Source organism: Streptomyces sp. NPDC001985 (assembly GCF_040296845.1).
Classification (GTDB): domain Bacteria; phylum Actinomycetota; class Actinomycetes; order Streptomycetales; family Streptomycetaceae; genus Streptomyces.
In genome coordinates this window covers 86,282-111,613 of the sequence record NZ_JBEOYB010000007.1, presented here as the reverse complement: position 1 = coordinate 111,613, position 25,332 = coordinate 86,282, and the positions used below count along the sequence as shown (strand labels likewise).

Annotated in this window: 22 protein-coding genes and 1 tRNA gene; 14 read left to right on the top strand and 9 right to left on the bottom strand. The window is 72.5% G+C overall.

The features are described 5' to 3' along the window. Positions 1-27 precede the first annotated feature (27 nt). Positions 28-1,017 carry an ABC transporter substrate-binding protein gene (locus ABT122_RS04935; protein WP_351545390.1) on the bottom strand — a complete coding sequence of 330 codons (990 nt, stop codon included), beginning with the start codon at positions 1,015-1,017 and terminating at the stop codon, positions 28-30. A 198-nt stretch (positions 1,018-1,215) separates the two neighbouring features. Here ABT122_RS04935 and ABT122_RS04930 point away from each other — a divergent pair, with 198 nt between their 5' ends. The 3 genes from ABT122_RS04930 (at position 1,216) to ABT122_RS04920 (ending at position 5,547) form a co-directional block, all read left to right on the top strand. After that, a complete protein-coding gene (locus ABT122_RS04930; protein WP_351545387.1) occupies positions 1,216-1,959 on the top strand; it encodes a siderophore-interacting protein in 744 nt (247 codons plus the stop codon). A 92-nt stretch (positions 1,960-2,051) separates the two neighbouring features. Next, positions 2,052-3,797: an ABC transporter ATP-binding protein gene (locus ABT122_RS04925; RefSeq protein ID WP_351545384.1), complete on the top strand. Its 1,746-nt coding sequence runs from the start codon at positions 2,052-2,054 to the stop codon at positions 3,795-3,797. After that, a complete protein-coding gene (locus ABT122_RS04920) occupies positions 3,790-5,547 on the top strand; it encodes an ABC transporter ATP-binding protein (RefSeq protein ID WP_351545382.1) in 1,758 nt (585 codons plus the stop codon). The genes ABT122_RS04925 and ABT122_RS04920 overlap by 8 nt, the downstream gene beginning before the upstream one ends. Positions 5,548-6,672: 1,125 nt before the next feature. On the opposite strand, the gene ABT122_RS04915 is transcribed toward ABT122_RS04920, so the two are convergent. The 6 genes from ABT122_RS04915 to ABT122_RS04890 all read right to left on the bottom strand — a co-directional run bounded on the left by ABT122_RS04915 (position 6,673) and on the right by ABT122_RS04890 (position 9,296). Then, positions 6,673-6,861, bottom strand: a complete 189-nt coding sequence (locus ABT122_RS04915) for a hypothetical protein (RefSeq protein WP_351545379.1) — start codon at positions 6,859-6,861, stop codon at positions 6,673-6,675. Continuing rightward, positions 6,858-7,088 (bottom strand): hypothetical protein, encoded by a 231-nt coding sequence (locus tag ABT122_RS04910; protein WP_351545376.1) that lies wholly within the window; start codon positions 7,086-7,088, stop codon positions 6,858-6,860. The genes ABT122_RS04915 and ABT122_RS04910 overlap by 4 nt, the downstream gene beginning before the upstream one ends. After that, a complete protein-coding gene (locus ABT122_RS04905) occupies positions 7,085-7,618 on the bottom strand; it encodes a hypothetical protein (RefSeq protein WP_351545373.1) in 534 nt (177 codons plus the stop codon). The genes ABT122_RS04910 and ABT122_RS04905 overlap by 4 nt, the downstream gene beginning before the upstream one ends. A gap of 61 nt (positions 7,619-7,679) precedes the next feature. Continuing rightward, positions 7,680-8,525 carry a helix-turn-helix domain-containing protein gene (locus ABT122_RS04900; protein WP_351545370.1) on the bottom strand — a complete coding sequence of 282 codons (846 nt, stop codon included), beginning with the start codon at positions 8,523-8,525 and terminating at the stop codon, positions 7,680-7,682. Between the two features lie 2 nt (positions 8,526-8,527). Further along, positions 8,528-9,055 carry a DUF6879 family protein gene (locus ABT122_RS04895; protein WP_351545500.1) on the bottom strand — a complete coding sequence of 176 codons (528 nt, stop codon included), beginning with the start codon at positions 9,053-9,055 and terminating at the stop codon, positions 8,528-8,530. After that, the gene (locus ABT122_RS04890) at positions 9,027-9,296 is read right to left on the bottom strand and encodes a hypothetical protein (protein WP_351545367.1); all 270 of its coding nucleotides are present in this window, start codon (positions 9,294-9,296) and stop codon (positions 9,027-9,029) included. Before ABT122_RS04890 ends, ABT122_RS04895 begins: the two co-directional genes overlap by 29 nt. Before the next feature lie 310 nt (positions 9,297-9,606). On the opposite strand from ABT122_RS04890, the gene ABT122_RS04885 reads away from it, so the two are divergent. After that, on the top strand, positions 9,607-10,173 hold the full coding sequence (locus tag ABT122_RS04885; RefSeq protein ID WP_351545364.1) for a flavoprotein: 567 nt from the start codon (positions 9,607-9,609) through the stop codon (positions 10,171-10,173). Between the two features lie 89 nt (positions 10,174-10,262). Here the strand turns inward: ABT122_RS04885 and ABT122_RS04880 are convergent. Beyond that, a tRNA-Arg gene (locus ABT122_RS04880) sits at positions 10,263-10,335 on the bottom strand. Between the two features lie 308 nt (positions 10,336-10,643). On the opposite strand from ABT122_RS04880, the gene ABT122_RS04875 reads away from it, so the two are divergent. The 10 genes from ABT122_RS04875 (at position 10,644) to ABT122_RS04830 (ending at position 24,906) form a co-directional block, all read left to right on the top strand. Continuing rightward, positions 10,644-12,248, top strand: coding sequence for a dynamin family protein (locus tag ABT122_RS04875; protein ID WP_351545497.1), 1,605 nt, complete (start codon positions 10,644-10,646; stop codon positions 12,246-12,248). A gap of 5 nt (positions 12,249-12,253) precedes the next feature. Next, positions 12,254-14,245, top strand: coding sequence for a GTPase (locus ABT122_RS04870; RefSeq protein ID WP_502976094.1), 1,992 nt, complete (start codon positions 12,254-12,256; stop codon positions 14,243-14,245). A 163-nt stretch (positions 14,246-14,408) separates the two neighbouring features. Further along, on the top strand, positions 14,409-14,885 hold the full coding sequence (locus tag ABT122_RS04865) for a single-stranded DNA-binding protein (RefSeq protein WP_351545362.1): 477 nt from the start codon (positions 14,409-14,411) through the stop codon (positions 14,883-14,885). A gap of 406 nt (positions 14,886-15,291) precedes the next feature. Beyond that, a complete protein-coding gene (locus ABT122_RS04860) occupies positions 15,292-16,710 on the top strand; it encodes a thioester domain-containing protein (protein ID WP_351545359.1) in 1,419 nt (472 codons plus the stop codon). A 154-nt stretch (positions 16,711-16,864) separates the two neighbouring features. Further along, positions 16,865-18,529: an energy-dependent translational throttle protein EttA gene (gene ettA, locus ABT122_RS04855; protein WP_351545356.1), complete on the top strand. Its 1,665-nt coding sequence runs from the start codon at positions 16,865-16,867 to the stop codon at positions 18,527-18,529. Positions 18,530-18,545: 16 nt separating this feature from the next. Further along, positions 18,546-18,989 (top strand): acyl-CoA thioesterase, encoded by a 444-nt coding sequence (locus ABT122_RS04850; RefSeq protein WP_351545353.1) that lies wholly within the window; start codon positions 18,546-18,548, stop codon positions 18,987-18,989. Next, on the top strand, positions 18,986-19,666 hold the full coding sequence (locus ABT122_RS04845) for a DUF8185 domain-containing protein (protein WP_351545350.1): 681 nt from the start codon (positions 18,986-18,988) through the stop codon (positions 19,664-19,666). Before ABT122_RS04850 ends, ABT122_RS04845 begins: the two co-directional genes overlap by 4 nt. Before the next feature lie 150 nt (positions 19,667-19,816). Continuing rightward, on the top strand, positions 19,817-22,492 hold the full coding sequence (locus tag ABT122_RS04840) for a GcvT family protein (protein WP_351545348.1): 2,676 nt from the start codon (positions 19,817-19,819) through the stop codon (positions 22,490-22,492). Between the two features lie 39 nt (positions 22,493-22,531). After that, positions 22,532-23,686, top strand: coding sequence for an N-methyl-L-tryptophan oxidase (solA, locus tag ABT122_RS04835; protein ID WP_351545345.1), 1,155 nt, complete (start codon positions 22,532-22,534; stop codon positions 23,684-23,686). A 44-nt stretch (positions 23,687-23,730) separates the two neighbouring features. Further along, positions 23,731-24,906, top strand: a complete 1,176-nt coding sequence (locus ABT122_RS04830) for an aromatic ring-hydroxylating oxygenase subunit alpha (RefSeq protein ID WP_351545342.1) — start codon at positions 23,731-23,733, stop codon at positions 24,904-24,906. Here ABT122_RS04830 and ABT122_RS04825 read toward each other — a convergent pair. After that, positions 24,903-25,307 (bottom strand): globin, encoded by a 405-nt coding sequence (locus ABT122_RS04825; RefSeq protein WP_351545339.1) that lies wholly within the window; start codon positions 25,305-25,307, stop codon positions 24,903-24,905. The genes ABT122_RS04830 and ABT122_RS04825 overlap by 4 nt on opposite strands. Positions 25,308-25,332: the final 25 nt, after the last annotated feature.

Genomic DNA, 25,332 nt, shown 5'->3' with positions numbered 1-25,332 from the left:
GTACGGCCCGGCCGCGCCACGGAGCCGTCAGAGCTTCCCAAGCATGTTCTCGATCTCGTCCACCGCGCCGATGGCGAAGGAATAGTTCGCCATCAGGAAGTGCTGCGAGGGGAACGCCCGCCCCCTTCTGACCGCGGGCACCGCCTTCCACAGCTTGTGGTCGAGGAGCGCCTGGGTGGTCGGGGTGGCCTTCCCGTCGAACTGCACGGGGTAGATCAGCGCGGTGCAGTCTCCGAGGACATCCATCTCCTCATAGCTCTTGGGTATGAACTTCTCGCCCTTGGAGACCGGGATTCCGGCACCGATCCGGAGCCCGAGGTCGCGCATCACGGTCACCACCGGAGTGCCGAGGAAGAACTTCCCGCTGGGGCCGCCGCTCAGCGGGGCCCAGGTGGAGGCGGCGATCTGCTTGGCGTGGGCCGTCCTCACCTCCTTGAGGCGGGTCTCGTACCGCGCCTTCAGCTCGGTCAGTTTCGCCTCCCGGTCGACGGCGCCGGCGACCCTGGCGATCTGTTCGTGCCAGAGCGCGCCACTGGTCCAGTCGAAGTGGACGACCGGGGCGACCGTCTTCAGCGCACCGGACTTCTCCCGGTAGAACTGATCGATGATCAGATCGGGGTCGAGTGCCGCCACCGCCTGCGCGTTGGGGGTGCCCGGGGCGCCGATCGTCCTGACGTCCTTCAGCTTGGCGTGGTCGGCCTCCGGCATCAGCGTCGGCACGGCGGTGCCGTCCGGGACTCCGACCGGGACCACGCCCAGCTCAAGCAGCATCAGTGCGGCGTAGTTGTCGGTGACCACGATGCGCTTCGGGCTGTCCGGTACGGTGATCGTGCCGTTGTCGGCCTTCACTTCGCGGCTCGTGCCGCTCTGCCCGTCGCCTCCCCTCCTCTTCTCACCGCTGTCCGGGGACTCGCTCACCCCACAGGCGGTCAGCCCCAGAGCCGCCGTGCCTGCGGTCAGCCCTCCGAGGAGAGTCCTCCGGCCCAGAGCCTGGGACATCGTGCGCGAGCGGGTCATTTCGCTTACTCCTCCATAGGTCACACAGCGGACACCCCCCTCCCTCAACAGAGGGCAAGGTAAGCCTTGCCTAAGCTACCTGTTCCGGAGACGATCTCGAACATCCAACGAGAGGTCCGCAGTGAGGAGTTATCGCGCATGAGCGGGGCAACGGCGCAGAGCCGAGGTGGCGGGAACAGCCGAGCCGGAGGGATCCAGGTGACACGGGTGCGACGGGTGGAGCGGATCACCCCGCGCATGGCGCGCATCACCTTCGCCGCCGGCGGACTGGCGGGACTGCGCAGCAATGGCACCGACCAGCATGTGGCCCTCTACTTCTACGAACCCGGGGTGGAACTGCCCCGGCCCTTCACCGCGGAGGCCGCCCGCGCGCTGCTGCCGGTGGCCCGGCCGCGGCTGCGCCGCTACACCATCCGCCACCACCGGCCCGGACTCGGCGAGGTCGATATGGACTTCGTGCTGCACGGAGCCGACCAGCTCGCCTCCGGCTGGGCCGAGCGGGCAGCCCCCGGCGACGAGGCCATCTGGTTCGGCCCCAGCCCCGGCTGGACGCCCGGCCCGGACGCGGAGTGGGCGGTACTGCTCGGGGACGAGACCGCGCTTCCCGCCATCGGCGCGATCCTGGAGCAGCTCCCTCCGGGCCTCCCGGTCTCGGCGCTGATCGAGGTCCCCGACCCGTCTGAGGAACAGCAGTTGACGACCTGGGCGGACGCCCGGATCACCTGGCTCCACCGCGGCAGGCGCCCCGCCGGGCAACTGCTCCACGAGCGGTCCACCGCGCTCCGTCCACCGCCGGGGCGGGGCCGGATCTGGGGCGCGGCCGAGCGGGACGTCGTACGCGGAATCCGCCGCCACTTCGTCGAAGGACTCGGCACGGCGCGCTCCGACACCCATCTGACGCCCTATTGGACCAGGGGCGAGACCCAGGACAGCGAGGTCTGACCCATGCCCCCCGTGGCACTCGACGCCGCCTTCCCGCCCACCGGCGACTGCGGCGGGCCCGGCCCGGCCGCCCTCTCGCGCGAGGGCTCGGCATGACGCCGCCGACCCGCGCGTCGGACCCGTACGAGACCCGTTCCGGACCGGATGATCACACGGAGCCCACCACTCGGGACGGGCTGCGGCTGCTCGGCACGACCCTGCGCGGGGGCTCGGGGCTGCTGCCGGCCGCGGTGCTCGGCGGGTTCTGCTATCAGTTGGCGCTGATCGCGCTGCCCTGGTGCATCGAGCGCGCCGTCGACCGGGGCATCGTTGGCGAGGACTCCGGCGCGCTGCGGACCTGGGCGTTGATCGTCCTGGCCGCCAGTGTCGCCGCTGCCCTCGCCGAGATGCTGCTCGGCTGGTTCTCCACCCTCGCCGGCACCCTGGAGGGCAACCGGCTGTACCAGCGGCTCGCCGACCGGATCGCACGGCTCGACAGCCGGAGCCTGGAGCGGTTCGGCGAGGGCGATCTGGGCATGCGCGGCACCCGGGACGTCGACCTGGTCCGCACCTGGCTGATGGGATTCGCCTCCTTCGTCAGCGGGGTGGCGGGGTTCCTGCTGATCATCATCGCCATCGTCCGGCTGGACCCGCTGCTCGCGGTCGTCTGTCTGCTCTGTGTGCCACCGCTGGTGTGGCTCAACACCCTGTGGTTTCCCCGGCGGTTCGGCGAGGCCAACACCGCTCTCTCGACCGCTCACGGCCTCCGCGCCGACTCCGTGGAGGAGCTGCTCTCCGCCAGTGCCGCCGTCCGCGGCATCGGAGGCGAACCCGCCCTGGTGAAGCGCCATCACACCCGGAGTGCCGAGGTCACCGACCACACTCTGGCCACGGCCCGTGTCTCGGCGGACTGGGCGGCTCTCTCCCCCTTCGTGCCCGCCCTCGCCATCGGCGCCGGGCTCGGCTTCGGCGGACTGGCCGTGCTGCGGGACACCATGTCGGTGGGCGGCGTCGTCGCCTTCACCAGTTGGATGGGCATGCTGGTGATGTGGGTGGGCGTGCTCACTCTGCGGATCAGTCAGCTCAGTCAGGCCACCACCGCCGCCCGCCGGCTCCAGCAGGTCCTGCTGCCCCGTCCCGGCGAACCCTCGGGCGTAGGCGGCAGGCCGCTGCCCGCGCGGGGAGCGCTCACCGCCGAAGGCGTCACCCGGACCGCCCGGGGGCGCACCCTGCTGGCCCCGGTCGGCCTCACGGCCCGGCCCGGCGCCCTGATCGCCGTCACCGGGCCGACCGCCTCCGGCAAGACGACCCTGCTGCGGGTGCTCGCCGGGCTGGTGCCGCCGGACGCCGGGACCGTCCGTTTCGGCGGGGTCCCGCTGCACGAGGCGGACCCCGACCGGCTCCACCATCTGATCGGCTTCGTCCCCCAGCGCCCGGTCACCATCAGCGGGACGCTCGCCGACAACCTCCGGCTCGGCGGCGACTTCGACCACGAGGAGCTGCGCGAGGCCTGCCGGGTCGCGGCGTTCGACGAGCATCTGGACGCGCTGCCCGACGGGTTCGCCACCGAGGTCGGCGAGCGCGGCAGCACGCTCTCCGGGGGCCAGCTCCAGCGGCTCGCCCTGGCCCGTGCCGTACTGCGGCACCCCGCCGTGCTGCTGCTGGACGACATCACCTCCGCCGTGGACACCGCCACCGAACGCGTCGTCATCGGCCGGCTGCGGGAGTGGGCCAGTGGGACCGCAGTGGTCTGGGCCACCCACCGACCGGCCGTGCTGGCGGCGGCCGACCGGGTGATCACCCTCGAATCCGCCGGAGTCCCGGCCCTGACGAAGTGCCGGATGACCACCGATGGCTGAACAGACACCGCTCTCCGCCTCCCCCGACCGGCGCGGAGTGCTGCGCCGGACCTGGCCCCATATGCGCGCGCACCGGCGTTCCATCGTGATCGCCCTGATCACCAGCGCCGCCGCCACCCTCACCACCGTCGCGGTGCCCGCCGTGATCGGCGCCGCCGTCGATCATCTGCTGGCCCGGGAACGGACCGGGCTGCTGGTCTCGGTCGCCCTGCTGATCGCGCTGGCCCTGCTGCGGCTGCTGCTCTTCCGGCGGGCGGAGATACTGCTGACCGCGGTCGGCGAGCGGGTGGTGCGACGGCTGCGGAATCTCGCTGTCGAACGGCTCTCCCGGGCCCCGTTGCGTTTCCTGGAGGCGCAGCCCTCGGGCGATCTGCTGCGCCGGACCACCACCGAGATCGCGGATCTGGCCAACTTCGTCCGGGCCCAGTTGCCCGAACTGCTCACCGTCGGCGGATATCTGACCTTCACCACGGTACTGCTGCTCGGCTACTCCCCCCTGCTGACCCTGGTCACCCTGATGGCCTTCGTGCCGGCGATCATCTGGGTGCTGCGGCGGTTCAAGAAGGCCGCGGGCCCCGCCTTCGCCGCTGAGGCCGCCGCCGCGGGGACCGTCGCCGCGACCTACCGGGAGCTGGTCCAGTCCCGCGAGATGCTGGTGACCGGTGGGGGTGTGGGGTTCTGGCGCGAAAGGTTCGGCCGGAACACGGACCGGCGCTACCGTGCCGCGCGCCGCAGCCAACGCTCCCTGTTCATCATCAGCCTCGCCCGGCTCGTCCAGGGGGTGACGACGGCCGCGCTGCTGCTGATCGGCGGCCGGCTCGCCGCCGAGGGCCGGATCAGCGTCGGTACGGTCGTGGTCTTCATTCTGGCGAGCCGGCAGCTCTTCGACTCGGCCGCCCAGGCGTCGACTCTGATGGGGCAGCTTCAACTCACTCTGGTGGGGCTCGCACGGCTGCTGGACCTCCTGGCCCGTACGGCACCCGGGACGAGCGCACGCGGGGACAGCGGGACGGAGCCGGAACCGGGAGCCGCTCCGCGAACGGCTCCGACCCGGCGGGCGGCGGTCGGGCCGGCGGCGGTGACGGCCGAGCGCGGGGTGCTGGAGGTGGAAGGGGTGCACTACGCGTACATCCCCACCACACCGGTCCTGTCCGGCCTGACCCTGCGGATCGAACCCGCGGAGCGGGTCGGCCTCGTCGGCCCGACCGGAGCCGGCAAGACCACCCTGGCCAAACTGCTCACCGGCCTCTACACCCCCGACTCCGGCATCGTTCGTTACGACGGCCGGGATCTGCGCGACCTGCCGCCGGACGAGCTACGCCGCCGGATCGTCCTCATACCCCAGCAGGTCCATCTGATCCACGGCACCCTGCTGGACAACCTTGGCCTGGTGCCCGGCGATCCGGGTGAGGACCGAATCCGGGCGGCTGTGCGCGAACTGAGGCTGACCGAGTGGGCCGAGGGCCTGCCCGGCGGCCTCCACACTCCGCTCGGAGGCGGTGCGGGCGGGCTCTCGGCAGGTGAGGTCCAGCTCATCGGGCTGGTCAGGGCCGCCCTGGTCGATCCGGCGGTGCTCGTCCTGGACGAGGCGTCCGCCGATGTCGACCCGGACACCGCGCGGCGGGTGGAGACCGCGATCGACACCCTGCGGACCGACCGCACCCTGATCGTCATCGCCCACCGCGAGGCGACGATCAACCGCCTGCCCCGGATCATCGGTCTCGACGCGGGTTCCGTGCCGGCGGGGTGATCCGCCCACTGCGGACGGCGCGGGGCTTCCCTGTCGGGAGGCGCCCCAGGGCACCCTGCCCAGCCGGACATCCGGATCGCCTTCGAACCGTGGCCCCGGCCGCCCCTTGCCGCCCGGATGTGATCGGGCCGGACGCGGGGCCGTCCCGGCCCGGTTCGGGGCAGCCGGATCGCTTCCGTCACGGTGCTGGACCGGGTGCGGTCGTCGGTGGTCCTGCCGGTGACGGACAGCGCGTGGGCGGCCCCGGCCGTCGCGGGCCAGTGGATCGCGCCGGGCAGGCCGCCACTGGACCGGCCGGAGGCCGGGTCGGTCGCGGAGCCCTCTTCCCGGGCCCGGCCGCATGCTGGTCAGCCCGGACGGCCGTGGAGGCGGCCGACCCGCGCCACTCGGCGTCTCCCGCGCGTCCGCCCCCGCGTCGACCCGGGCAGCGACGGCCGAACGACATCCCACCCCGCGTGAACGGTTCATGGCGGCGTATCACGGCACCATGCTCCACCAGCAGTGATCATTCGAAGACACCACCCAGGCCCCCCACACGATCGGACGGGCCGTTCCGCGGCGCCGAACGTCACCCCGAGGGACGCCCCGGGGCCGATTCCGTGGGATGTACGCGGGACAGGCACCCGCGGAAGCGCGGTTCTGCCCGGTGCCGGCCGGACTGCCGCTCGGTGGAGCGCGAGCTCCCGATTCGCCTTTGTGGTCAGCCACGCATGCTCTGACCTGCCAGAACGACACCGCCTGAGCGGTGCGCCAGTGGCGCCCCCGGCAGGACTCGAACCTGCGGCCAAGCGCTTAGAAGGCGTATGAGATTTAGCGATGTGCTGACCTGCGTTATCCCTGGTTCCCGTTGACCAATCCAGGGAAAGGCGCTTGGCCCATATTCGTGTTGACTTTGACGGGATTCGATCCTGAGCGTACGTGACCCCGGGCTCCGCGTAGGAGGCCCGGGGCCAGTCAGAGCTGCGGTTCGCCATCTGGGCGAACAGACGACCTCGCGCGAGGGTGTCAGTCGCAGCTCTGATACCCGCTGTTAGGCGGGCGCTTGCGGAGGGGATATTCCGCGTGGGGATACCCGCACCTCCCTGAGGTCAAACGAGTAAAAGGCGGCCGCCGCGCTGTCGTGGTTCAGTCGGTCGCGTGGCGGGCGTCGTCCGGGGCCGATGCAGGAGCCGGTGGACGGTCCTCGGTGAGCAGTTGCTCGCCGATGGACCAGAGGTGGCCGACGACCGCGATCAGCCCGAGGACGGCGACCGACATCACCCGCGCCTCCTCCACGGCTGCCTCGCTGCGGTGCCGGCCCTGACGGCGCTTCACAGCGGCGGCTTCGGTACCGGGATCATGGTGCCCGGGCCCGAGCCCGTGTCGAGCCACCGCGGCATCCTCGCGCCCCGGGCGTGGCAGGAGTGCTCGCACTGGAGAGTCAGCAGCGGGCGCTCGCCGGGGCCCTGGCTGGTGAGCCGCAGCTCACCGGGGCCGGGGCAGAGGCCGCATTCGCCCTGCCGGCACTCGGGGGTCAGGTAGCGGGGCGTGGGGGTGGTCATGAGGCGGGCCGCCGGAACTCGCACGGGGCGGGCGTGAGGCGTTCGTGGCCGTCCTGGAGCAGCTGGTCGACGGCGGCCGGGTCGCACAGGCGGCCGGGGTAGGCCATGGGTACGCACCAGTGGATGCCGGTGCCGGTGTCGTCGGTGCAGTCCGGGCGGGGGACTGTGAGCCATGCGCCGGTGCTGAGGCAGCGGGCGAGTCCGCACGTCCACCGCTCGCTGGTGCGGGGTGGTACGAGGGCGTAGAACCAGCGGGTGTCGCAGATGACGGGCCCTGCGAGGGCCGCAGCCAGGGCGCCGCTGACCGTGGCGTGGTCGGTGGCGCCGACGGCGGCGTGGACGAGGTCCCCGGGCATGCGGACGGCGTCGAACCTCTCGCCGGTCGGGAGTACCGCGATGGAGCCGCCGCGCCTCCAGTCCAGCCAGGGCCCCGCAGGTGCGGGATGAGCCTCCGCGAGCCACAGACCAATCGGGTGCGTGTGGTTGCGCTGTGATGGGGGTTCGGATGGGCCGCCTAGTTCCGTATCCATGCTCAGAACGTATGGACCGTGTGGTCAGGCGTTCCAGCAAGTTCTACGAGATTCCACAGAATCATCCGAGGGCCCGAAGGGCCTCAGCTATTAGGCCCCGCGCATCCGCTCCGTACAGAGCCTGCCCGGCCAACTCGGCAAATGTGTCGGCGTACATCGAGATCTCGCTGGGTTGAATGAGCGTGAGGTAGCCAGAGACCAGTTCTACGTTGACCTGGGCAGTGTCATAAATCCAGAAGCCCTCTACGGGCATCCGAGAGCGGTCTGGTCGCATGGGGATGACGCCAAGGCTGATGTTTGGGAGCGCCGCCATGGTGGCCAGCTGCTCCAGCTGCCCGGCCATGACCTCTGGCCCACCGATCCCTGATCGCAGGACGGATTCCTCAAGGAGGAAGGCGAAGACGCGGTCACTCCTCAAGACATTTTGTCGGGCCATCCGGGCTTCCACCGCTGCGTCTACGTCGTCAACGATGACCCGGCGCCTCTGAACCGCACGGAGAACGGACTCCGTATAGGCGCGACTCTGGATGAGTCCCGGCACAAACCATGAGGAGTACGCTCGAAACCGTCGAGTGCGTTCGAAGAGCGGGCGAACCGCCTCTTGGGCCGAGCGCAGGCCGGTGCGCTCCATCCGCCGCCACTCCACCCACATTCCCTCTACCGCTCGCAGAGATGCAACGAGGTCGGGCTCCTGATCCTCCACACCACAGGCAGCGCACCACGCTCGGATGTCGACAGCTGACGGCGGCGTGCGCGCGTTCTCGATGCGAGACACCTTGGACGGGTACCAGCCGCACTCACGTGCCAGGTCCCGGCCGGTCAGCCCGGCATCCCGGCGTATGTCACCAAGGCGGTCGGCGAGAGCCTGCCGGGCCTGCTGGGCACTGGAGGACGCTGAGACTGCCACAGTCAGATGAGCCGGTATTCGTTGTGCGGGATTCCCCGCTCCCACGCCGCCTCAAAGGCAGCGGCGCAAAGCGTTACCAGGGCCGGATCATCTGTGTATTCCCGGCCGTCCTCGGCGAGCTGTCCATCCCCAGTGAAGTGGTGGAAGAGGGCGTGCTGCCCATCGAACAGCCAGAAGTCGGTACCCGGAAGCGCAAGGCCCATTGTCTGGCGCCGGGGCAGCCACCGCACCTGTTCGCCAGCAATGATGTTCGCGGGTGTGAGGTCGTGCTCATAGCGGATGTAGTCGTGTACGGGTTCCGAGACAATACGCGCTCGACGGACTGTCACGCCCCGGGCAGCAGCATCTCGCACGTGGGTGTGCCAGGGCCCCCACCACGAAGAGTGGTCGACTGCGTTCAGTCTCTGGCCCTGTTGCCATTGAAGGAACGCAGGGTCATCCAGCATGTAGTGGTCGCGCATCTCCAGATGGACAGCGGACCGGGTTGCTCGGGCCAGAGCCTCACGCGCGGGTGGCTGCACTGCTGGCATCTCCATCGTTCGGGTGGGGAATGTACTTCAGCATCACGGCCGGCAGCCTGATGATTGCCTCGTGGACCGGCACGTCAGTCGAATGCCCTGGGATTGACCCGACCTCCTGGCACGCCTTCACTTCTGCCTCGGTCGCCTTGTACGACTGGATCAGCAGGTCGCCGGTCTCGTCGTCGAGCCAGATCGTAGGGCTTTCATCTGTGGGGGTGTTGGGGTAGATCCCAAGAAACTTTAGGGCCATCGATGCCTCCGCCTACAGCAGATTCCACGTTGTTCCACGCACCCTCACGTGGACGCAGTACGGAGTCAAGAGGCGAAGGTGCCGAGGCTGTCCGGAGCGACATCCTGCGGAACATGGACGTTCTCCGCACCGCACCTGAGTGAGCGGTTTCGGCCCCGCCGGTGCGGTGGGTCCGCCACGATGGGCGCATGCCGATACCCCTCCTGCCCAGGACGCGCCCACGGCCGACGACTGACCCGACACGGAGGCCCTGGGCGCCCGGATCGTCGCCGCCTTACGGAGCCTCGCGATCGACGCCACCGCCGGGTCCATGGGCGACCGGGTGCGCCTCCAGGTGAGCCCACAGGCCGCCGACGATCTCGCCGACCAGTACGTGGTCGTGTGCGCGGCCGGGATCGCCGGCGATGTCGGCCGGCTGATCACCGCCGCGCAGGAGGCGGGGTGGGAGGTGGGGGTCGTCGCGACCCCGCGGGGCCTCGGCTTCATCGACGCGCCGGCGGTCGAGGCCCGGACCGGGTACCCGATCCGCTCGGCCTGGCGCGCCCCCGGCGACCCCCGCCCGCTGCCTCCCCCGGACGCCATCGCCGTGGCCCCGGCCACCTTCAACACGATCAACAAATGGGCCGCCGGGATCTCCGACACCCTCGCCCTGGGCATCCTGTGCGAGGCCCACGGCCTGGGCGTCCCCATCGCGGCCCTCCCCTACCTGAACGCGGCCCAGGCCGCGCACCCGGCGTACGCCGAGAGCCTGCGGAGGCTGCGGGGGATGGGTGTCCTGATCGGCTCGTACCCGCCTCACCGGCCCGTGGCCGGCGGCGGTGGTGGCACCCGGTTCTCCTGGGAGGAGGCGCTGGAACTGCTCGCGCCCGCCGGCTGAGGAGCCGCACCGGGCCGCGCCCGCCGGCCGTTCCTGGTCCTCCGCGAGGGAGGGGGTCCGCCGGAGAGAGAGCGGCGAGTTGGGAAGAGCGCCCCCGGCAGGACTCGAACCTGCGGCCAAGCGCTTAGAAGGCGCCTGCTCTATCCACTGAGCTACGGGGGCCGGATGGTGGCCGCGGCTACCGGAGTCCGCGGGTCCGTGACCTTGCCGGGACAAGGATAGGGGTCCGATTGCCTTGGCCTCGTTGCTTCACCTGCGTGGCACGATGTGGAGGTTCGGTGAAGCGAACCGATAATCGCAGGCGAGTGCGATTTCTGCACCGCTTTTGGCGTCCCGCGTCCCGGGTGTTGTGCACTCGTTATGCCTGCGCCCCACTCATCCCCCTTGCCCCTTGTGTCCGACCGGCGCGCAGACAAGCTCATACGCTTCAAAAAGCCGCCAAAATTAGGCATTCTTCGCATGTGGTGACCTTGGATGCACGGCCTCAGCTGATCGACGCACTTACGGCCCTCCGCGACCGTGTCGCCGCCGTGCGTCTCCCTCTGCCCCTGCCCGGGGCGCCCCGGGCCCGCCAGACCAGGGTTGAGCTGCTCGCACAGCTCGACGACTACCTCGTGCCCCGGCTCAAGGCCCCCGCGGCCCCCCTGCTCGCCGTCGTCGGCGGGTCCACCGGGGCCGGGAAGTCCACGCTGGTGAACTCGCTCGTCGGGCGGCGGGTGACCGAGGCGGGGGTGCTGCGCCCCACCACGCGTACGCCCGTGCTCGTCTGCCACCCCGACGATCACCACTGGTTCGCCGGGATGCGGGTGCTGCCCCACCTCATCCGGGTCTGGCTGCCCCACCAGGACGAGAGCGACGACAGCCCGGACACCGACGAAAACACCCCCGAAGGGGGGAACCGGCTACGGATCGAGAAGGCGTCCTCGCTCCCGCGCGGGCTCGCCCTCCTCGACGCGCCCGACATCGACTCGCTCGTGGTGCGGAACCGGCTGCTGGCCGCCGAGTTGATCTGCGCCGCCGATGTCTGGGTGATGGTGACCACCGCCTCCCGGTACGCCGACGCGGTGCCGTGGCATCTGCTCCGTACCGCCAAGCAGTACGACGCGACCCTGGTCACCGTCCTCGACCGGGTGCCCCACCAGGTGATCGCCGATGTCTCCCGGCAGTACGCCGCCCTGCTCACCAAGGCCGGACTCGGCGAGGTGCCCCGGTTCACCATCCCCGAGCTGCCCGAGTCCGCGGGCGGCGGCAGCGGACTGCTGCCCACCACCGCCGTCGCGCCCCTGTTCGCCTGGCTCGCCCACCGGGTGCAGGACCCCGCCGCCCGGCAGCAGGCCCTGGGGCGCACGGCCACCGGGGTGATCAGATCGCTCAACGCGCGGATGCCGGAGCTGGCCGCGGCCGTCGCCGGGCAGTACGCCGCCGCCGTACGGCTCATGGGTGTGGTCGAGGAGGCGTACGAGGGTGAGCGCGAGCGGGTGAACCGGCAGCTCAAGGCGGGTGCGGTGCTCGCCGGCGACGCCCGTACCCGGTGGCGCGGGTTTCCGCGCGACAGTTCGGCGGGTGAGCTGCTGGACTCCCTGGTCGGCAGCCTCTGCGCGCTGGTGCAGTGTGCCGTGGCCGCCGCCGACGAGCAGGTGCACGACGCCTGGCGGCGCGACCCGGGGGCGGGAGCGGTGGTGATCCGGGGGCGGCTCGACCTGGAGGCGGCCGAGCGCATCGGGATGGCCGTGCGCCGGTGGCGGCGCGAGCTGGAGGAGCTGGCCGACGCCGAGGTGCGCACGCTGGAACTGCACGCCGCACCCGACCCCGAGACCGTCGCCGCCCTGGTCGCGGCGGCGCTCCTCGGCGGGCGGCGGGCCCGGGGCGCCGGGGAGCAGCTCGCCGAGCGGATCGGGGCGCAGGGCGCGCTCCGGCTGCGCGACAAGGGCGGCGAGGTGCTGACCGCGTACATCGACGGTGTGCTCAACAGCGAACGCGACCGCCGCCTCGCGCCCCTGGACGCGCTCGATGTGTCCCCCGAACCGCAGGCGGAGCTGATCGCCGCACTGTCGCTACTCCAGAAGGTGAGGTGACGGCGGTGACCGCCATCACGGACGACCAGAGCCGGGCGGCCGGGACCCCGCGCCGGGAGCAGGAGCAGACACAGGAGAAGGAGCGGGAGCGGGAGCAGACACAGGAGAAGGAGCGGGAGCGGGAAGAGGAGCGGGAGCGGGAAGAGGTGCGGGGGCGGGACGGGGGCCCGGAACGGGAGTCCGAGCCCGAGCCCGAACCCGAGCAGGCCCCCGGTGAGGGGTCCGCCGGTATCTGGGACGACGGGCTCATCGCCCGCCGCGCGGGCGGCCGGGAGAGGCGGGACTCCGCGGGGGAGGCCGCGCGGACCGGCGGGGCCCGGGACCTCCTGGGGCCCGGGGGCTCCGGGGGCATGGACGGCATCGACGGCATCGAGGGCTCCGGGGAGCACATTCCCATCGGGGGGACCTACGGCGGGCCGCTCCGCACCCGGCTCGACGCCCTGCGGGAACTCGTCGGCCTCTCCTCCACCCGGGTGGAGAGCCACACCCTCGCCGAGGCCGGACGCGTGCTCGACGAGGCCTCCGCCCGGCAGCGGCTCTCCTCCCGGCACACCGTCGTCGCCCTCGCCGGCGCCACCGGAAGCGGGAAGTCCACCCTCTTCAACGCCCTCGCCCAGGTCCCGCTCTCGGAGACCGGGCTGCGCCGCCCCACCACCGCGGCGCCCATCGCGTGCAGCTGGTCGGAGGGGTCCGCCGGGCTCCTCGACCGGCTCGCCATCCCCTCCCGGCTGCGCCGCAGGCCGCTCGCGGGCGGCTCCGAGGAGATGTCCGGTCTGGTCCTGGTCGATCTGCCGGACCACGACTCCGCGATGGTCAGACACCGGGAGCAGGTCGACCGGGTGCTGGCGCTGGTGGACGCGGTGATCTGGGTGGTCGATCCGGAGAAGTACGCCGACGCCGCCCTGCACGAGCGGTATCTGCGGCCCCTCGCGGGCCATGCCGAGGTCACCTTCGTCGTCCTCAACCAGATCGACCGGCTGCCCGGCGAGGCCGCCGACCAGGTACTGGACGATCTGCGCAGACTCCTCGACGAGGACGGCATGGCGCTGGGCGAGCACGGCGAACCGGGGGCGACGGTGCTCGCGCTGTCGGCGCTCACCGGCGAGGGCGTCGGCGAGCTGCGGGAGGTGATCGGCACCTTCGTCCAGGAGCGGACCGCGCCCGCCCGCCGGCTCTCCGCCGATGTGGACGCGGCGGCGGCCGGGCTGCGCTCCGCCTATGTCGCCGAGGGCCGCACCGGTCTCGGCGAACGGACCCGGGACGACTTCGCGGCCCGGCTGGCGGAGGCCGTCGGGGCGAAGGCGGCGGGCGACACGGCCGAGCGCGAGTGGCGCAGACACGCCATCAGGGCGTGCGGGACGCCCTGGCTGCGGCTCTGGCGCTGGTACGAGCGGTCCCGGACGCCCGGGAGCGGTCTGCCCCTCGCGGTGACGCCGGTGGAGGAGGAGCTGACCGCCCGGCAGCGCGTCGAGCAGGCGGTGCGGACGGTCGCCGACGAGGCGGCGGCGGGACTGCCCGCGCCCTGGGCGCAGGCGGTGCGGGAGGCGGCCGTCCGGGGGGCCGGCGGGCTGCCCGAGGCACTGGACGAGCTGGCCGTGCGCGAGGCGGCGGCGACCGCGAAACGGCCGCTGCGGCCCGCGTGGTGGCCCGCGGCCGTGCTGGCGCAGATGTCCATGACACTGCTCCAGGTGTACGGAGGGCTGTGGCTGGTGGGGCAGATCATCGGGGTCCTGGAGCCGGGGCTCGTGGTGCCGGCGCTGCTGATGGTGGCCGGGATCGTGGGCGGTCCGCTGGTGGAGTGGGCGTGCACGGCGGCGGTGCGGGGGCCCGCCCGGCGGTACGGGCAGGACGCGCGGCGCAGGCTGCGGGAGGCCGCCGCCGGGTGCGGGAGGGCGATGGTGCTCGATCCGGTGGCGGGGGAGCTGATGCGGTACCGGGAGGTGCGCGAGCAGTACGCGACGGTGGCGGGGAAGGCGGGGGGCGGGGGCCGGCGATGACGGGTGCCGGGGCCGGGGCCGGGGTCCCCGGGCGGCGGCGGGGGTGACGGAGTTGTCCACAGCCGGGTGGTGGTCCACAGGGCCCGGCGGGACCGGGCCGCCCGGTCCAGCATGGAAACCGGCGGGCAGGGAGCCCGCAGGAGCGGACGGGGAGGTGGCCGCCGTGCACGACACGATGGTGACGCTGGTGGGCAATGTCGCGACCCAGGTGGAGTACCGGGAGACAGCGACCGGCGGAATGGCGCGATTCCGTATCGCGGTGACCCCGAGGCGCTGGGACCGGCTGCGGGAGAGCTGGGCGGACGGGCGCACCAGTTTCTACACGGTCTTCGCCTGGCGGTCCCTGGCGGCGCATCTGGCCGGTTCCGTCTCGCTGGGCGATCCGCTGCTCGTCCATGGGCGGCTGAGGGTCCGGGAGGAGGAGCAGGACAGGGCGCAGGGCGCGCCGGAGGCCGGCGCCGGCGGCAGGCGCAGGACCTTTGTGGATATCGAGGCGGTGGCCGCGGGCCACGACCTCTCGCGCGGGACGGCCGCGTTCCGGCGGGTGGTGAAGCCCGCGCCCCCGGTGGGGGAGGAGGGCACTCCCCGGGGAGCGGAGGGGGCCGAGGGGGGCGCGGCGCAGGTCGCGGCGCCCTTCTGAACTCCCGGCGCCTCACCGGCCGGTGAGTTGTGGAGATTTGTCGATTCAGAAATGGCGAAATGGCGCGCGCCGGACAGTCGGCGATAACGATTCCGATTCGGAATGGTTGTCCGACCGTATGACGGGGGACGGGGGTCTCCCGCCTCTCTAGGATTTCCCGGTATTCACCGGGCACTTGAGTCCGCCCGCGAGGCGATCCCCCCACCAGCCGCCCGTGAGACACCGCCCGCCCGGCTGCCCGAGCAGCGCCATCGACCTCACCATCACGATCTGCACGACCCGCGAGGCCCGCGTCACCCGTACGGCTCGCACGAGCCGTACGAGCCGCCCCCGCGCGCCCCGGTGCGCGGTGAGGCGGGTGAACGCGCCTCGCCCGGAGGGGAATTCTGTGTTTTCCAAGTTCGCTGTGCCGGTTGGACTCAGGCGGGGGACCGCGCGCCGGGCCGTGGCCGCGGTGCTGGTGTCGGGTCTGGTGGCGACGGGGGCCGCGGCGGGCACGGGGACCGCCGTGGCCGACGACAGCGCGCACCACCAGGCCGGGGCCGTCGCCACGCTCGACGGCCTCAAGACCTTCGACCGGGCCGTCCTGCGGGCGGGCGGCAAGAGCCATCCGATACCCGCGGGCCTCTTCGAGATGACCGTCGACGGCGGCGGCCGGCTCAAGACCTACTGCATCGACCTCCACAACCCGACGCAGGACCAGGCGAAGTACCTGGAGACCCCGGGGAAGCAGACCTCCCTCGCCGGCAACCGCGACGCGGGCAGGATTCGCTGGATCGTGGAGAACTCCTTCCCCCAGGTGGACGATCTGGCGGAGCTGGCGAGGAGGGCGGGCACCGGTCCGCTGACGCAGCGGACCGCCGCCGCGGGGACCCAGATCGCCATCTGGCGGTACTCCGACCGGGCGGAGGTCGAAGCGCTCGACCCGGCGGCCGAGCGGCTCGCGGACTGGCTGCACCGGAAGGCCGGGAACGTCGGGGAGCCGGCCGCGTCCCTCGCGCTGGAGCCGGGCGCGGTCGCCGGCCGGCCGGGCGGGCGGCTCGGCCCGGTGACCGTGCGCACCGGGGCGGACCGGGTCTCGCTCACCCCGCCGCTGGACAGCGGGGCCAGCGGGGTCCGGCTCACCGACGCCGCCGGGAAGCCCCTCACCTCGGCGGTCGACGGCACCAAGGTGTACTTCGCGGTGCCGGACTCCGCCCCGGACGGCACGGCGGCGCTCACCGCGCAGGCCACCACCCCCGTCCCGGTGGGCCGTACCTTCACCTCGACCACCAGGAGCCAGGCGCAGATCATCGCGGGCTCCAGCGAGTCCACCGTCACCGCGCACGCCTCCGCGGTCTGGGCCGCCGAGGGAGCGGTGCCCGCGCTCTCCGCGCGGAAGAACTGCGCCGAGGGCGGCATCGACATCACCGCGCGGAACAGCGGTGACGCCCCCTTCACCTTCGAGCTGGCGGGAACCGCGCACACCATCCCGGCGGGGAGGTCGCGGACGGTCACCGTCCCGGTCGGCGAGGACCAGCCGTACGACTTCGCCATCGCCCTGCCCGGCGGCCCGAGCAAGAGCTTCAAGGGCGTCCTGGACTGCCGGGTCACCGGTCTGCCCGATCCGGCGCCGTCCCCCGCCGCCTCGGCCTCCGAGACGCCCGTCTCCCGGCTCGCGCCCGCCTCGGCCGGCGGGACCTCGGCCGGGCTGGAGGGCGACCTGGCCGCCACCGGCGGCTCCGGCACCACCCCGCTGATAGCGGGGGTGGCGGTCGTCCTGGTCGTGGTCGGCGGCGGAGCCGTCTTCCTCCTCCGCAGGAAGAAGCCCTCGGCCGAGGAGTGAGCGGCCCCGTCACGCGGTGACCGGAAGACTACTTTCCGGTCACCTCCGGGGCTCCGGGAGCCCCACCGCTCCGGTGACCGGTTTCCATCGGGGGATGGACGTCAGGCAAGATGGGGTGTATCTGCCCACTCACTCATCTGCCGGACGGTTTCTCTTGGCTGAGTACATCTACACGATGCGCAAGACGCGCAAGGCGCACGGCGACAAGGTCATCCTCGATGATGTGACGCTGAGCTTCCTGCCCGGTGCGAAGATCGGTGTGGTCGGCCCCAACGGCGCCGGTAAGTCCACCGTGCTGAAGATCATGGCCGGTCTGGAGCAGCCCTCCAACGGCGACGCCTTCCTGTCGCCCGGCTACACCGTCGGCATCCTGCTCCAGGAGCCGCCGCTGGACGAGTCCAAGACCGTGCTGGAGAACGTCGAGGACGGCGTCGCCACGATCAAGGGCAAGCTCAACCGGTTCAACGAGATCGCCGAGCAGATGGCGACCGAGTACACCGACGAGCTGATGGATGAGATGGGCAAGCTCCAGGAGGACCTGGACCACGCCAACGCCTGGGACCTCGACGCCCAGCTGGAGCAGGCCATGGACGCGCTGGGCTGCCCCCCTGGGGACTGGCCCGTCACCAACCTCTCGGGTGGTGAGAAGCGCCGCGTCGCCCTCTGCAAGCTGCTGCTCGAAGCCCCCGACCTGCTGCTGCTCGACGAGCCCACCAACCACCTGGACGCCGAGTCGGTCCAGTGGCTGGAGGCGCACCTCGCCAAGTACGCGGGCACCGTCGTCGCCATCACCCACGACCGGTACTTCCTCGACAACGTCGCCGGCTGGATTCTCGAACTCGACCGCGGGCGCGCGATCGGCTACGAGGGCAACTACTCCACCTACCTGGAGTCCAAGCAGGCCCGGCTGAAGGTCGAGGGCCAGAAGGACGCCAAGCGCGCCAAGCGGCTCCGCGAGGAGCTGGAGTGGGTCCGCTCCAACGCCAAGGGCCGGCAGGCCAAGTCCAAGGCCCGGCTCGCCCGGTACGAGGAGATGGCCGCCGAGGCCGACAAGATGCGGAAGCTGGACTTCGAGGAGATCCAGATCCCGCCGGGCCCGCGGCTCGGCAGCATCGTCGTCGACGTGGAGAACCTCTCCAAGGGCTTCGGCGACAAGCTGCTCATCGACAATCTCAGCTTCACCCTGCCGCGCAACGGCATCGTCGGTGTCATCGGCCCCAACGGCGCCGGCAAGACCACGCTGTTCAAGATGATCCAGGGCCTGGAGGAGCCGGACTCCGGCTCGATCAAGGTCGGCGACACGGTCAAGATCTCCTACGTCGACCAGAGCCGCGCCAACATCGACCCCAAGAAGTCGCTGTGGGCCGTCGTCTCCGACGAACTGGACTACATCAACGTCGGCCAGGTCGAGATGCCGTCCCGCGCCTATGTCTCGGCGTTCGGCTTCAAGGGCCCGGACCAGCAGAAGCCCGCGGGCATCCTCTCCGGCGGTGAGCGCAACCGGCTGAACCTGGCACTCACCCTGAAGCAGGGCGGCAACCTGCTGCTCCTCGACGAGCCCACCAACGACCTCGACGTCGAGACGCTCTCCTCCCTGGAGAACGCCCTGCTGGAGTTCCCCGGCGCGGCCGTGGTCGTCTCCCACGACCGCTGGTTCCTGGACCGGGTCGCCACCCACATCCTCGCCTACGAGGGCGACTCCAAGTGGTTCTGGTTCGAGGGCAACTTCGAGTCGTACGAGAAGAACAAGATCGAGCGGCTCGGCCCGGACGCGGCCCGTCCGCACCGCGCCACCTACAAGAAGCTGACCCGAGGCTGAGGGAGCCCACAGACCCATGGCCCGGCACATCTACCGCTGTCCCCTCCGCTGGTCGGACATGGACGCCTTCGGGCACGTCAACAACGTCGTCTTCCTGCGGTATCTGGAAGAGGCGCGCATCGACTTCATGTTCCGGCTCCAGCCGGGCGACGGTTCGCCGTCGTTCTCCGGCGGGTCCGTCGTGGCCCGGCACGAGATCGACTATGTCCGGCCGCTGGTCCACCGGCACGAGCCGGTGATCATCGAGTCATGGGTCACCAGGATCGGCGCGGCGTCCCTCACCATCGCCTACGAGGTGAAGGACGCCGAGGGCGACACCGCGCAGATCTATGTGCGGGCGTCGACCGTCGTCGTGCCCTACGACCTGGAGGCGGCCCGTCCGCGCCGGATCAGCGCCGAGGAGAAGTCCTACCTCCAGCGGTATCTGCCGGCCCTGGAAGAGGGCGCTCTCGTCGGATGAGTGTGCCCGTGCAGAGTCTGCACTTCGCCGACGCGAGGGAGGCGGAGGATCTCGCCGCCTTCCTCGCCCGGCTGCTCCACTACGACCGGGCCGCCGCCGTGCGGCTCCAGGCGGGCGGCCCCGAGGGGCCGCAGGCCAGTCTGGCCGTCTTCGGCCGCCCGCCCTCCTTCGAGGTGCTGGCGATCCGGGCGGCGCGCCTCGGCGCGCCCGCCCGGATCGATCTCACCGTCTCCGCCGGTGAGCTGCTCGACTCCGTCACGGGCACCGCGTTCACCCTGCCGGGACCCGTCACCGGACCGCCGTGGGCGGGGGTCCTGCCGCCGCGCGGCGGCTGGCGGGAACTGCCCGGTCTGCCCCCGGCCCAGGCCGTGCGCGAGGCGGTCGCCGCCGCCGTCGCCGAGTTCCGCGCCCGCGACGGCGACCTGCCGGCCGAGCGCCGCACCCGCGCCGAGCGGGACCGTATCGGCCGGGAGATCTGGTCCCGCACCCTCGGCGCCACCCCGCTGCCGCTGCGGGCCGTCCATGCCGCGCAGTCCCTCGGATTCCTGCGCCCCGGGGCACCCCTCGCGCTGCTGTCCACGGCCTCCTGGCTCAGACTCCGTACGCCCTTCGGGTCCATCGCCGTACGCACCCATGGCCTCGGCGGGCTGAACGTCATCCCCACCAGGGGCGCTTGACCCCCACCCGGGCCGCGCCCGCGCGCGGGCCGGGCCCGGGGCCGCCGACGCCCTTGACGGTGCGCGGGGCCGTTCCCACTATGTCTCCCATCGAGATGGCTCCATGGCGCAACCCGTCGTGCACACAGCGCAACAGCTGGGGGTCGAGACATGCCCGTGCCACCCGACGCCACCCCGGTGGACCCCGCCGCCGCTCCCGGAGCCGGCGCCCCGCGCCCCGTTCCCGGAGCCGGCGCGCCTCCCCGCGCGAGCCCCGCTCCCGGGGGAGGCGCCGGGCCCGGCGACCTCCGCGCCCCCGTGGTCGTCATCGGAGCGGGCATCGTCGGCTGTGCGCTCGCCGATGAACTCACCACACGCGGCTGGAGCGATGTCACCGTCCTCGACCAGGGCCCGCTGCCCTCGCCCGGCGGCTCCACCTCCCACGCGCCCGGTCTCGTCTTCCGCCTCAACCCCTCGCGCACCATGACCCGTCTCGCCGCCCACACCGTCGAGCGCTTCACCCGGCTCGGCGCCTTCGACCGCGTCGGCGGCCTCGAAGTCGCCACCACCGGGGCGCGGCTGACGGAGCTGCACCGCCGCGCCGGACTCGCCGCCTCCTGGGGCATCGGGGCCGAGGTCGTCGGCCCCGGACGCTGCCGCGAACTGTGGCCGCTGCTGCGCGGGACCGAGGTCGTCGGCGGACTGCACACTCCCGACGACGGTGTGGCCCGCGCCCTGGACGCCGCCGGCCGCATGCGCCGGCGCGCCGCCGCCCGGGGCGCCCGCTTCCTCGACCGCCACACCGTCACCGGGATCGAGCGCTCGGCCGGCCGGGTCACCGCCGTCGTCACCGACCGGGGGAGCTTCCCGGCCGAACGGGTGGTCTGCGCCGCCGGGTTCTGGGGGCCGCTGGTCGGCGCGCTGGCCGGGGTGCGCGTTCCCCTGCTGCCCCTCGCCCACCAGTACGCCACGACCCGCCCCCTGGACCGCCTGCCGCAGCGGCTGCCCATCCTCCGCCACCAGGGCGGGCCGCTCTACTTCCGGCGGCACGGCACCCGTATCGGCATCGGCTCCTACGCCCACCGGCCGCTGCCCGTCGACCCCGCCGCCCTCCCCTCGTACGACGCCGCACCCGTCATGCCCTCCGCGCTCGGCTTCACCCCCGAGGAGTGGGCACCCGCCTGGGACGAGGCCGTCCGGCTGCTGCCCGCCCTCGCGGACGCGGGTGTCGGCGAGGGGTTCAACGGCGTCTTCTCCTTCACCCCCGACGGTCTGCCCCTCCTCGGCGAGAGCCCCGATCTGGGCGGTTTCTGGCTCGCCGAGGCCGTCTGGGTCACCCACTCCGCCGGCGCCGCCCGGGCCGTGGTCCAGTGGATGACCGACGGCCGGCCCGCCCTCGACCTCCACGAGTGCGACCCCGCCCGCTTCGAACAGGCCCAGCTCACCCCCGCGTACATCGCCGCGCGCGGCGCCCGGAGCTTCGCCGAGGTGTACGACATCGTCCATCCGCTCCAGCCGCCCGGCCGGCCCCGCCCGCTGCGGACCAGCCCCTTCCACGCGCGGCAGCGGGAGCTGGGGGCGTACTTCCTGGAGGGCGGCGGCTGGGAGCGCCCGCACTGGTACGAGGCGAACGCGCCGCTCGTCACGGAGGCGGGCCGGCCCTCGGAGCGCGACGACTGGTCGGCCCGCCACTGGTCGCCCATCGCCGCCGCCGAGGCCCGGACCACCCGCGAGGGTGTGGCGCTGTACGACATGACCCCGCTGCGGCGGCTGCGGGTCAGCGGCCCCGGGGCGCTGGACTTCCTCCAGCGGATGACCACCAACCAGCTCGCGAAACCACCCGGTTCGGTGACCTGCGCCCTGCTGCTCGACCACGCGGGCGGCATCCGCTCCGATCTGACCGTGGCCCGCCTCGGCGAGCGGGAGTTCCAGCTCGGCGCCAACACCCCGGCCGACCTCGGCTGGCTGCTGCGGCACGCGCCGCCCGGGGTGCGCGTCCAGGACCTCACCCCCGGCACCTGCTGCGTCGGCGTCTGGGGACCGCTGGCCCACGCCCTCGTCCAGCCGCTGACCGACGACGACTTCCCGCACCGGGACCTTCGCGACCGCGCCGCCCGCCGCACCTGTATCGGCCCGGTCCCGGTCACCGCGCTGCGGATCGGCCGGGTCGGCGAGCAGGGCTGGGAGCTGTGCACCACCGCCGACCTCGGACTCGCCCTCTGGGACACCCTGTGGTCCGCCGGAGCGTCACTCGGGCTGATCGCGGCCGGGCGCGGCGCCTTCGACTCGCTCCGGCTGGAGGCGGGGTACCGGGCCTGGGGCCGCGACATGACCACCGAGGACACCCCGGACGAGGCGGGCCTCGGCTTCGCCGTCCATCTGGGCGCGGGCGGTCCCGGGGGTGACGGTGGTCCCGGGGGCGGGGGCGGTCCCGAGGATGACGGCGGTCCCGAGGACGACGGCGGGCACGGGCACGGGCACGAGGGCTGGGCCGGGTCCCAAGGCGGGACGGGGGCCGGGGCGAAGGGCGACTTCATCGGCCGCGACGCCCTCCTCCGCCACCGGGAGACCGGGGCCCGCGCCGACCGCCGCCTCCTCTGCCTCACCCTCGACGACCCCGCCGCCGTCGTCCTCGGCAAGGAGCCCGTTCTCCACGGCGGTGTCCCCGCCGGCCATGTCACCAGCGCCGGCTACGGCTACACCGTCGGCCGCTGCGTCGCCTACGCCTGGCTGCCCCCGCTGCCCCCCGGAACCGCCGTCCATATCGAATACCTGGGCGAGAAGCTGGCCGCCACCGTCGTCCGGACCCCGCTCCACGACCCGGGGACGGCCCGCGTCCGCGGTTAGTCCGGCCCCGGACCGGCGGCCCCCAGCGAAGGGAGACCCATGGCACCCGCGTACGGCGCGATCATCCTCGGACTCGGCGGGATGGGCAGCGCCGCCGCCGCCCACCTCGCCGCCCGGGGGGTGCGTGTGCTCGGACTGGAGAAGTTCGGCCCCGTGCACAGCAGGGGCTCCAGCCACGGCGGTTCGCGGATCACCCGCCAGTCCTACTTCGAGGACCCGGCCTATGTCCCGCTCCTGCTGCGCGCCTACGAGCTGTACGAGGAGCTGGAGCGCGGGACCGGGCGCGACATCGCCACCCTCTGCGGCGGGGTGATGATCGGCCGCCCCGAGAGCCGTACGGTCTCCGGCTCCCTGCGCTCGGCCCGGGAGTGGGATCTGCCGCACGAGATGCTCGACGCCCGGGAACTGCGCCGCCGCTTCCCCACGCTGACCCCCGCCGACGACGAGATCGGTCTGTACGAGGCACGGGCGGGGCTGCTCCGCCCGGAGAACACCGTCGCCGCCCATCTCCAGCTCGCCACCCGCCACGGCGCGGACCTCCACTTCGAGGAGCCGGTCACCCGCTGGGAGCCGTACCGCGACGGCGTGCGGGTGCACACCGCCGAGGACACCTACACGGCGGCCCGGCTGATCATCTGCCCCGGCGCCTGGGCGCCCCGGCTCCTCGCCGGTCTGGGGGTGCCGATCACCATCGAGCGGAAGATCATGTACTGGTTCCAGCCCCGGGGCGGCACCGGTCCGTACCGCCCCGCGCACCACCCCGTCTACATCTGGGAGGACCCGGCCGGCACCCAGGTCTACGGCTTCCCCGCCATCGACGGGCCCGAGCGGGGCGCCAAGGTCGCCTTCTTCCGCGATGGCGAGATCTGCACCCCCGAGACCATCGACCGCACCGTCCACGACCACGAGGTGCGGGCGATGGCCGACTACCTCGGACCCCGGCTGCCCACCCTGCCCGGCACCTTCCTCAAGGCCGTCACCTGCATGTACTCCACCACGCCCGATGAGCACTTTGTGATCGCCCCGCATCCGGCGCACCCGGACGCGGTCGTGGTGGCCTGCGGATTCTCCGGCCACGGCTTCAAATTCGTCCCCGTCGTCGGCGAGATCCTCGCCGATCTGGCCACCGACGGCACCACCCGCCACCCCATCGCGCTCTTCGACCCCGGCCGCTTCACCGCGGCCCCCGCCTGACCGGCCGCCCGGCCGCCCGGCCGCGCCCGCCCGAGGGAGATCGCATGACCGTCCCGCCGAGTCTGCTCACCACCCTGCCGGGGCACCACTACACCAGCCCCGAACTCTTCGCCCGGGAGCAGGAGAGGATCTTCGAGTCGCTCTGGTTCTGCGCGGCGCGGTCCACGGAACTGGCCGCTCCGGGGGCGTTCCGCACGGTCCCGGTCGGCCGGGAGTCCGTCCTGCTCACCCGCAACGGCGCGGGTGAGCCGCGCGCCTTCCTCAATGTCTGCCGGCACCGGGGTGCCCGGCTCCGCACCGAGGAGTCCGGGCTGGCCGGCCGGACCCTGCGCTGTCCGTACCACTCCTGGAGCTACGACCTCGACGGACGGCTGGTCGCCGCGCCCAATCTGGCGCGGATGCCGGACATCGACCGCACCGCCTACGGGCTCCGCGCGGTCGCCCTGCGCGAGTGGCTGGGCTACCTCTGGGTCTGTCTCGCCGACGAGCCGCCGCCCTTCGAGGAACAGGTGCCGGGGGCCGCCGCCGAACGGCTCGGCGACGCCGGTGCCATCGGCCGGTACGGCGCCGAGGGGCTCGGGCTCGGCCGGCGGGTGCGCTACGAGGTGAACGCCAACTGGAAGCTGATCGTCGAGAACTTCATGGAGTGCTACCACTGCGCCACCATCCACCCCGAACTGGTCTCCGTGCTGCCGGAGTTCGTCCGGGGCCGGGCCGCCCAGTCCTCGGTGGGCCACGGCGCGGTCTTCGCGGACGGCGCGCGCGGCTTCACCGTCGACGGAGGGGAGGGCTTCGGCCGGCTGCCGGGGCTCGCGGACGAGCAGGACCGGCGCTACTACGCGATCACGGTCAGGCCGCAGGTCTTCATCAACCTCGTGCCCGACCATGTGATCGTCCACCGGATGTTCCCGGCCGCCCCCGACCGCACGGTGGTCGACTGCGACTGGCTGTACGCGCCCGAGGTGATTGCCTCGGGCGCGGATCTGAGCCGCTCGGTGGAGCTGTTCCACCGGGTCAATGTGCAGGACTTCGCCGCCTGTGAGCGGACGCAGCCGGGGATGGGGTCCCGCGCCTACCGGGCGGGCGGGGTGCTGGTGCCCAGTGAGCACCACATCGGGGCCTTCCACTCCTGGGTGACCGGCCTCCTCGCCGAGACCCCCGAGACCCCCGAGGCGGCCGGGACCCCCGAGACGGCCGGGACCGGCGGCGGCGCGGCCTAACCCGCCGTGTTCACCATCGACGCGGCGGCGTAGACGAGATAGTCCCAGAGCCGGCGGTCGTGCTCCGGCGACAGCTCCAGCTCGTCGAGGGCGTCCCGCATATGCCTCAGCCAGGCGTCATGGGCCGCGCGGTCCACCGGGAACGGAGCGTGCCGCATCCGCAGCCGGGGGTGGCCGCGGTTCTCGCTGTAGACGCGCGGACCGCCCCAGTACTGCATCAGAAAGGTGGCGAACCGGTCCTCGGCCGGGCCGAGGTCCTCCTCCGGGTACATCGGCCGCAGCAGCGGGTCATCGGCCACACCCTCGTAGAAACGGCGCACCAGGCGCCGGAAGGTTTCCTCGCCGCCGACCTGCTCGTAGAAGGTCTGCTCCTGAACGGTGCCGCGCGGAATCTCAGTCACCCCTCCATCGTCTCAGACCCACCGG